This is a genomic window from Streptomyces sp. 13-12-16 (assembly GCF_002114215.1).
In the GTDB taxonomy this organism is placed as follows: domain Bacteria; phylum Actinomycetota; class Actinomycetes; order Streptomycetales; family Streptomycetaceae; genus Streptomyces.
Genome location: NZ_NCTE01000458.1, coordinates 1 through 1,430 on the forward strand (window position 1 = coordinate 1; position 1,430 = coordinate 1,430).

At 75.2% G+C, this 1,430-nt stretch carries 1 protein-coding gene and 1 pseudogene; one reads left to right on the forward strand and one right to left on the reverse strand.

Annotation, left to right across the window (positions count from 1 at the left end; all coding sequences use genetic code 11):
• On the forward strand, nucleotides 1–859 hold an 859-nt coding region (locus B7767_RS18515; RefSeq protein WP_179167189.1), incomplete at its 5' end, for an SCO1860 family LAETG-anchored protein.
• A gap of 248 nt (nucleotides 860–1,107) precedes the next feature.
• Here B7767_RS18515 and B7767_RS18520 read toward each other — a convergent pair.
• Nucleotides 1,108–1,430, reverse strand: a pseudogene (locus B7767_RS18520) (aminotransferase); the annotation flags it as partial.

Sequence of the window (1,430 nt, forward strand, 5' to 3'; positions counted from 1 at the left end):
CTGCGCGCTCGCCGCCGGTCCCGCGGCGCTGGCCGGAGCGGGCTCCGCGCACGCCACCGGGGGCCACGGCACGGCGAGCGCCGCCGTGCTGCGCACCGGGCTCGACGTGTCCCTGCTCAACAAGACGGTGAACGCCCCGCTCACCGTCTCCCTCAACGAGGTCCGGGCACCGCAGAGCGCGCGGAAGACGGCCCTCGGCGCCAGTCTCGACGGCGTCGACGGCGGCAGGCCCTTCAGCGTGCTGCGGGCGGAGGCGGCCGACGCGGAGGCGACGGTGAACGACGACCGTGCAGAGGCGTCCACCACCCTCTCCGAGGCCCGGCTCCATGTGCCCGGTCTGCCGCTGCTGCCGGTCGTCGAGCTCGAGGCGGTGAGCTCCAAGGCGGTCTGCGAGGCCGGGAGGACCCCGCACGCCTCGGTGACGCTGCCCGCCTCGGTGACGGTCCTCGGCAAGCGGGTCTCGCTGACCTCCGGTGGTCCCACGGAGGTGGAGGTACCGGGGGTCGGGTCGGTCCGGCTGGACCTGTCGAAGACGTCGACGACCTCGACGACGGCCGCGGCGACGGCGCTGCGACTCGACGTGTCCGTCAATCCGTTGAAGCTGAACGTCGCCGAGGTGGAGGGCACGGTCACGCTGGCGGAGGCGGAGTGTGAGGTTCCTGCCGCCGAGGCAGCCGCAGAGGATTCTGCCGACGTCCGGCCGCAGGGGGCGCGGGCGGAGGCGGCCGCGCCCGAGGAGGCGAACCTCGCCGAGACGGGCGGGGACTCTCTGACGCCGTACATCGCGGGCGGCGCGGTCGCCCTGCTGGCGGCGGGCGGGGGAGCGGTCGCCCTGGCCCGCCGAGCGCGCGGCAACTGAGGGTTTCTTCGCCCCCGCCGCCCCTTCCCTCCCCCACTCTCGGCTCCGCTCGAGCGGGGGGACCCCCATCGTCCCCGGGGGCTGCGCCCCCAGACCCCCCTTTCGGCCCTTCGGGCCTCGTCCTCAAACGCCGGACGGGCTGAAATTTTCAGCCCGTCCGGCACAATGCAGCCCCTCCGGCGTTTGAGGAGCGGGGGTCCGGGGGCAGCGCCCCCGGGGTCGGGACGGGAAGGGGCAGCGGGGGCGAATCAAACGCTCAGTACCCGGTCCAGCGCGGCCAGGAAACCATCCGTCGTCCGACGATCCCGTACCGCCAGGCGCAGCCACTCCTCACCCAGCCCCGGAAACGTGTCCCCGCGCCGCACCGCGTAGCCGAGCGCCCGCAGCCGTCGCCGTACCGTCGCCGCATGCGGCAGCCGGACCAGGACGAAGGGCCCCTCGGCGGGTTCCGCGACCCGAAGCCCCCGGGCACCGAACGTCCGCAGTCCCGCCAGCAGATACGCACGGTCCGCCGCGACGCGACGAGCCGCGTCGGCCGCCTCCGCGAGGGCCCGGGGCCCCACGCACGCCT